This is a genomic window from Corallococcus praedator, assembly GCF_003612125.1.
GTDB classification, from domain to species: Bacteria; Myxococcota; Myxococcia; order Myxococcales; family Myxococcaceae; genus Corallococcus; species Corallococcus praedator.
Genome location: NZ_RAWI01000533.1, coordinates 1 through 5,299, shown reverse-complemented (window position 1 = coordinate 5,299; position 5,299 = coordinate 1). Strand labels below are relative to the sequence as shown.

Here is a 5,299-nt window from a genome sequence, read left to right as displayed (position 1 = left end):
GCTCGCGGATGAGCTGGTGGCGGTGTGGCCGGAGGGCGGTGGGGGATGGCGGGCCGCCGGGACCCCGTGGAACGTGCTGAGCCGAGCCACCGAGGCCGCGCTCGTCGCGGTGGGCACGCTGGCGTGGGACGTGGATTCGCGGTGGGAAGCGCAGGGGGCCGGGGACGTGGCCCGGGTGCTGCTGCTCAATGCCCTGTTGCCCGAGCCGACCGTCGCGGGCCGGGCCGCGCTGGTGGGTGCAGCCGGGCGGGTGTTGTCGTCGGTGGAGACGGCGCGGCTCGTGTTCGCACGCGATGCCTCCGCGGCGGCGGTGGTCCGGGCGCGGTTGGACGCGGACGGGCGGACGTAGGCCAGGGCTCGCTCCTGGCGCGTGACTGCGTTACAGGGGGCGTCGGAGGCGGATGACGGTGGTTGAGACGCGGGTGCCGTTGACGGTGATCGCAGGGCCCACGGCGTCGGGGAAGACGGCGCTGGCCATCGCCTGGGCGCGTGAGGCGGGCGGAGAGATTGTCAGCGCGGACTCGCAGCAGGTGTACCGCGCCTTCGACATCGGCACCGCGAAGCCCTCCCCCGACGAGCTGTCCGCCGTGCCGCACCACCTCGTGTCGGCCGTGGATCCGCTGGAGACCTTCTCCGCCGCCGAGTACCAGCGCCGCGCGGACGCGGCCATCGCGGACATCGCTTCACGCGGACGCGCGGTGTTCGTCGTTGGAGGCACCGGCCTCTACCTCCGCGTCCTCCTGCATGGGGTGGTGGACGCTCCCGGCGCCCTGCCGTCGCTGCGCGCGGAGCTGGAGGCGGTGGCGGCGGAGCAGGGGAGGGAGGCCGTGCACCGCCGGCTGGCCGAGGTGGATCCGGAGACCGCGACGAAGCTGCCGCCCCAGGACCTGGTGCGCGTCGTCCGGGCGCTGGAGATCCACGCCCAGACGGGCGTTCCGGCCTCGGAGTTCCGCCGCGCCCATGCCTTCGCGCCGGACCGCTACGCCTTCCGCCTGTTCGTGCTCAACCCTCCGCGCGAAGCGCTGTACGCCGCCATCAACGCGCGCACGGAGGCGCTGTTCGCCCGGGGGCTCGTGGAGGAGACGCGGTCCCTCCTGGAGCGCGGTTACGCGGACGCGGCGCCCATGCGCAGCGTCGGCTACGTGCAGGCGCGCGCCGTGGTGGAAGGGCGGATGACACGCGAGGAGGCCATCCTCGACACCGCGCAGGAGACGCGGCGGTACGCCAAGCGTCAGCTCACCTGGTTCCGCCGGGAGCCCGGCGCGGTGTTCCTCGAGCCTCCCTACGCTCGCCCCGAACCCTGATCAGGGGTGGCGCCAGGGCACGCGCTCGCTGGTCCGTCCTGCCTGAAGTGAAGGCGGATTGTTGCCACCCGCGGGCGCTCCCATGTTGCACGGGAAACGCTTCCAGTGAGTCCGCTCCCGGACCGGCAGGCGGCCGAGGGTGCTCGATGCCGGGAGCCACCACAGCGGAGATCGCGATGGAAACGAGATTTGAACGCGCGCCGGAGACCCGACCGGAGCGTCCTTCCAAGGGCGCCTCGGCCGTCTGGGGCGCCCCCTTCCTCCTGGGCATGCTGACAGCGGCCGCCGGCATCGTGCTGCTGGGAGCCACCTTCTTCACCAGCATGGTCACCATCTTCTTCATCGGAATGATGCTGGTGATTGGCGGCATCGCGGAGATCGTCGCTGGCGTCCGGCTGCGCGCCCAGGGCGGCGGCCCGTTCTGGTCCTTCATCCTGGGCGGCCTCCTCACCTCCGTGGTCGGCATCCTCGCCGTCGTGTTCCCGGGGGCAGGGCTTGCCTCCCTCACGCTGCTGCTCGCCGGCTTCTTCTTCGCCAACGGCCTCTTCCACGTCATCACGTCCGTCATGGACCGCTATCCCCAGTGGGGTTGGGATGCGGCCTTCGGCCTCATCTCCGTCTTCCTGGGCATCAGCGTCATGGCGCAGTGGCCCACGTCCTCCGTCTGGCTGGTGGGGACGCTCGTCGGGGTCGGCGTGTTCTTCCGAGGCATCGCGATGATGTCCGGTTCACTGGCGCTGCGTCGGGGCATCCGCCAGGTCACGGCCTGACGAAAGCCGGACCCGGGCCGGGCGGAATCCTCACAGGAAGCCGTCCGGCCCGGGTCGCACTTTTGGTGAATTCAAAGATAGCTGCGGGTGAAGTCCAGCCCGCGTAGCGGATGCGGTAGATGACGCCGTTCGCATCGTCCGCGACGAGCAGCATGCCGTCGGCCGCGACCGCCGTGCCCACCAGACGCGCGAACTGCGTTCTTCCGGCCCAGCCCGCTCGCCACCACCAACTGCGTGCACGCAAGCGAGAGGCAGAGCAGGACACCTGCGAAGAGACGGGAGGTCGTGGTCATGGGGCGGCCTCCGTGCGCACGGCCACCCCGACGCACAAGCCATCCGTCGGTCCAGGCCCGGTGTCCGACCCCCCACGCGACAGTCAGGAGGCGTAGCGGTCCTCGCCAAACGGCTCCACGGAGGCAGGGCGCACGATGGCCGGCGTGCCGAGCGGCTCCGGCACGCGTCCGGTGAGCTGGCAGAGCAGGCGGTCCGGGTTCACCGGCTTGGGCAGGAAGGCCTCCGCGCCCGCGTCGAGCGCGCGCTGCCGTACGTGCGGACGGTTGAGGCCGCTCATCACCAGCACGCGGGTGTCCCGGGTGAGCGGGTGTTGCTTGAGGCCCTCGCACAGGCGCAGGCCGTCCACCCAGTGCAGCACCACGTCCAGGAGGATGGCGGTGGGCGGACGCCGCGCCACCGCGCAGAACAGCGCCAGCTCATCCGCGAAGGACACCACGCGCGCGCCGGTGCTCTCCAACAGCAGCGTCAGTGCCTCACGCGTGTCCGCGTCGTCGTCCACCACGTAGTACAGGTCCGGCTCCACCTCCGGCACCATCGTGGGCACGGGCTCCATCGGCGTGCGCAGCCACGAACCCACCACTTCCCGCACGCCCGCCCAGCGCGCCGCGGCCAGCAGGGACAGCGGGGTGGGGGCATTGAGTCCCAGCACGCCGCCGCCATACACGCTGCCCAGGGTGTGCTTCGAGCGCGCCGCGACGAAGGCCGCCGGGGCCCGCTTGCCCGCGCGCCGCAGCCACGTGACGGCGCGCGCTCCGGCCGCCGCGTCCTCCATCAGCTCGCCCAGCCCGTCGCGCACATACCGGCGCTCCAGCGACGCCGCATCCAGGCCCCCGTCCAGCAGCGCCACGGCGGCGCGGCTGCACGACGCCAGCGTCTCCGACAGGCCCACCTGCAGCGGGTGACCGAAGGCGGCCGGCCCCACCACCAGTTGCCCCGGCGCCACCAGCGTGCGGCCGGGGCCGTAGGGCAGGCGCGTCGTCTCCAGCGCGGCGACCTCGAAGCCTTCCTCCAGCAGGCCGTCGCGCGCGGCCATCATCAGCACCTGGCACAGGTCCGCGGGCGTCACCGCCGCGCCGAAGGCCAGCGCGTACACGGAGCCCGCGCCCGGGATGAGGAACAGCGCATCCACCGCGGGCAGCGGCGACACCCAGAGGCGCGCCACCGGCATCAGCTCCCGGCCCACCATCGCGCCCTTGAGCCGTGCCTGCACCGCGGGCATGGACGGCGCCGGACGGAAACCCTTGAAGAAGGCATCCCCCAGCAGCGGCCCCGCGCCAGCGGCCAGCGCCACCGCGTGGAAGCGCTCGCCACTGCCCTGCGCGCGGACGACCAGCGGCCCCGCGTTGCGCACCGCCGTGGGCGCATCCGGCGCGGGCGCCTGCCGCTCCACGCGCTCCACGTTGCGGTTCACGAAGCGAGCGCCCTGGGAACTGGCCGCCGTGGACAGCACCTGCCGCACCTGATCCAGGCCGCCTTCGCCCTGCGGCCAGCCATCCACCACCCACAGGCCTCCGGGCGCGCACGGCAAGAGCTCACGCTCGCCCTGCGAGATGATCTCCACGCCGCGCAGTTCGTGCGTGCGCCACTCGGGCGGGATGCGGCAGCCGAGCGCCGCCAGCCGCGAGCGGCACTCCGGGGTCAGCAGGGCAGGGGGGGCGGTGCGCTCCTCGGTGCCCCCCGCGTAGATGCGCACGTCCAGGGCCACGCCCCGCGCGCGACCATTGAAGAGCAGGGAGGCCGCGAGCCCCGCGCCGGCGATGCCGCCGCCGACGATCGCCACCCTTGAACCACTCGCCAGCTTGCTGATCCCGCTCATCGCGCGCCCTCGATCCTTCCCGCCATCAGTGCCGCTGCGCCGGCGAGCCATGGAGCGACTGGCCGTACACCACCACCCGGTCGCGTCCTTCCCGCTTGGCCTCGTACAGCGCGGCGTCCGCCGCCTTCAGCAATGCTTCCGTGCTCTCGCGCGGGCCTTCGACCGTGTGGTCCGCCACGCCCACGCTGATGCTCAGACCGAACGGCGCCGGGCGACCGTCACTGCGCTGCACGTTCACGCCGCGCAATTCCGTGCGCAGCCGCTCCGCGAACACGGCCGCTTCCATGGACGTCTGGTGGGGCAGCAGCACCACGAACTCGTCGCCGCCGAAGCGCGCCGCGAAGTCGGACTCGCGCAGGTTGCCCTGCATCAGCGTGGCCAGGGACAGGATGGCGCGGTTGCCCACGTCGTGCCCCATGCCGTCGTTGATGGCCTTCAGGTGATCCAGGTCGATGACCACCACGCTCAGCGCGTAGCCGTAGCGCTGGGCGCGCTTGAACTCGTCGTCCAGCCGCACCGACAGCGCCCGGAAGTTCGCCAGGCCCGTGAGCGCGTCCGTCTGCGCCAGCACCTGGAGCTTGCGCTGCTGCTCGCTCTGGCGCACCGCCCGGTCGATGCGGGCGAGCAGCTCGCGCGAGCTCGCCGGCTTGTGGATGAAGTCCACGGCGCCCATCTCCAGACACTTCTCCAGGGTCGCCTCGTCCGCGTCCCCTGTGAGGAAGATGACGGGCACCGTCTCCGTGCGCACGTCGCCCTGGAGCGTCTCCAGGACCGCCAGCCCATCCCCGGAAGGCAGGAACCGGTCCAGGAGGACGAGGTCCGGGCGGTGCTCTCGCGCCAGCTCCACACCCGCGCCCGCGTCCGCCGCGGCCAGGATGTCGAAGCGGGGGGCGAGCAGGTCCATCAGACCTTCGCGCACACCGGTGTCGTCTTCGATGATGAGGAGAAGCGCCCGCTCACTGCCGCGGCCGTGCCGTTCCATGAACTGGTTCGCTCCGCTCGCCTTGCCAGAAATGGCAGGCCGAAAGTCTCGGGCGCCACGCCCCTCGAGGTGCTCCCCTCGCCCTTGCGCCCCACGCGCACCCGCCGCCGCCTCATCCTGCAAGCACCCACCC

4 protein-coding genes and 1 pseudogene are annotated in these 5,299 nt (G+C 72.4%); 3 read left to right on the top strand and 2 right to left on the bottom strand.

All coding sequences use genetic code 11. The annotated features are described in order from the left end of the window. The 3 genes and pseudogenes from D7Y13_RS38080 to D7Y13_RS38070 all read left to right on the top strand — a co-directional run. A pseudogene (locus D7Y13_RS38080) lies at nucleotides 1–349 on the top strand (hypothetical protein); the annotation flags it as partial. A 52-nt stretch (nucleotides 350–401) separates the two neighbouring features. Beyond that, nucleotides 402–1,304, top strand: a complete 903-nt coding sequence (miaA, locus tag D7Y13_RS38075; protein ID WP_120534787.1) for a tRNA (adenosine(37)-N6)-dimethylallyltransferase MiaA — start codon at nucleotides 402–404, stop codon at nucleotides 1,302–1,304. Nucleotides 1,305–1,480: 176 nt separating this feature from the next. Continuing rightward, nucleotides 1,481–2,074 (top strand): HdeD family acid-resistance protein, encoded by a 594-nt coding sequence (locus D7Y13_RS38070; protein ID WP_120534788.1) that lies wholly within the window; start codon nucleotides 1,481–1,483, stop codon nucleotides 2,072–2,074. Nucleotides 2,075–2,450: 376 nt separating this feature from the next. Here D7Y13_RS38070 and D7Y13_RS38060 read toward each other — a convergent pair whose 3' ends face one another. Both D7Y13_RS38060 and D7Y13_RS38055 read right to left on the bottom strand, forming a co-directional pair. Further along, nucleotides 2,451–4,184 carry a response regulator gene (locus D7Y13_RS38060; RefSeq protein WP_120534790.1) on the bottom strand — a complete coding sequence of 578 codons (1,734 nt, stop codon included), beginning with the start codon at nucleotides 4,182–4,184 and terminating at the stop codon, nucleotides 2,451–2,453. A gap of 25 nt (nucleotides 4,185–4,209) precedes the next feature. Further along, nucleotides 4,210–5,166, bottom strand: a complete 957-nt coding sequence (locus D7Y13_RS38055) for a diguanylate cyclase (RefSeq protein WP_120534791.1) — start codon at nucleotides 5,164–5,166, stop codon at nucleotides 4,210–4,212. Between the last annotated feature and the right edge of the window lie 133 nt (nucleotides 5,167–5,299).

What these genes read in the sequence shown, in the direction of transcription:
- D7Y13_RS38070 (WP_120534788.1), top strand. Translation starts at nt 1,481, where the DNA reads ATGGAAACGAGATTTGAACGCGCGCCGGAGACCCGACCGGAGCGTCCT.
- miaA (WP_120534787.1), top strand. Translation starts at nt 402, where the DNA reads ATGACGGTGGTTGAGACGCGGGTGCCGTTGACGGTGATCGCAGGGCCC.
- D7Y13_RS38055 (WP_120534791.1), bottom strand. Translation starts at nt 5,166, where the DNA reads ATGGAACGGCACGGCCGCGGCAGTGAGCGGGCGCTTCTCCTCATCATC.
- D7Y13_RS38060 (WP_120534790.1), bottom strand. Translation starts at nt 4,184, where the DNA reads ATGAGCGGGATCAGCAAGCTGGCGAGTGGTTCAAGGGTGGCGATCGTC.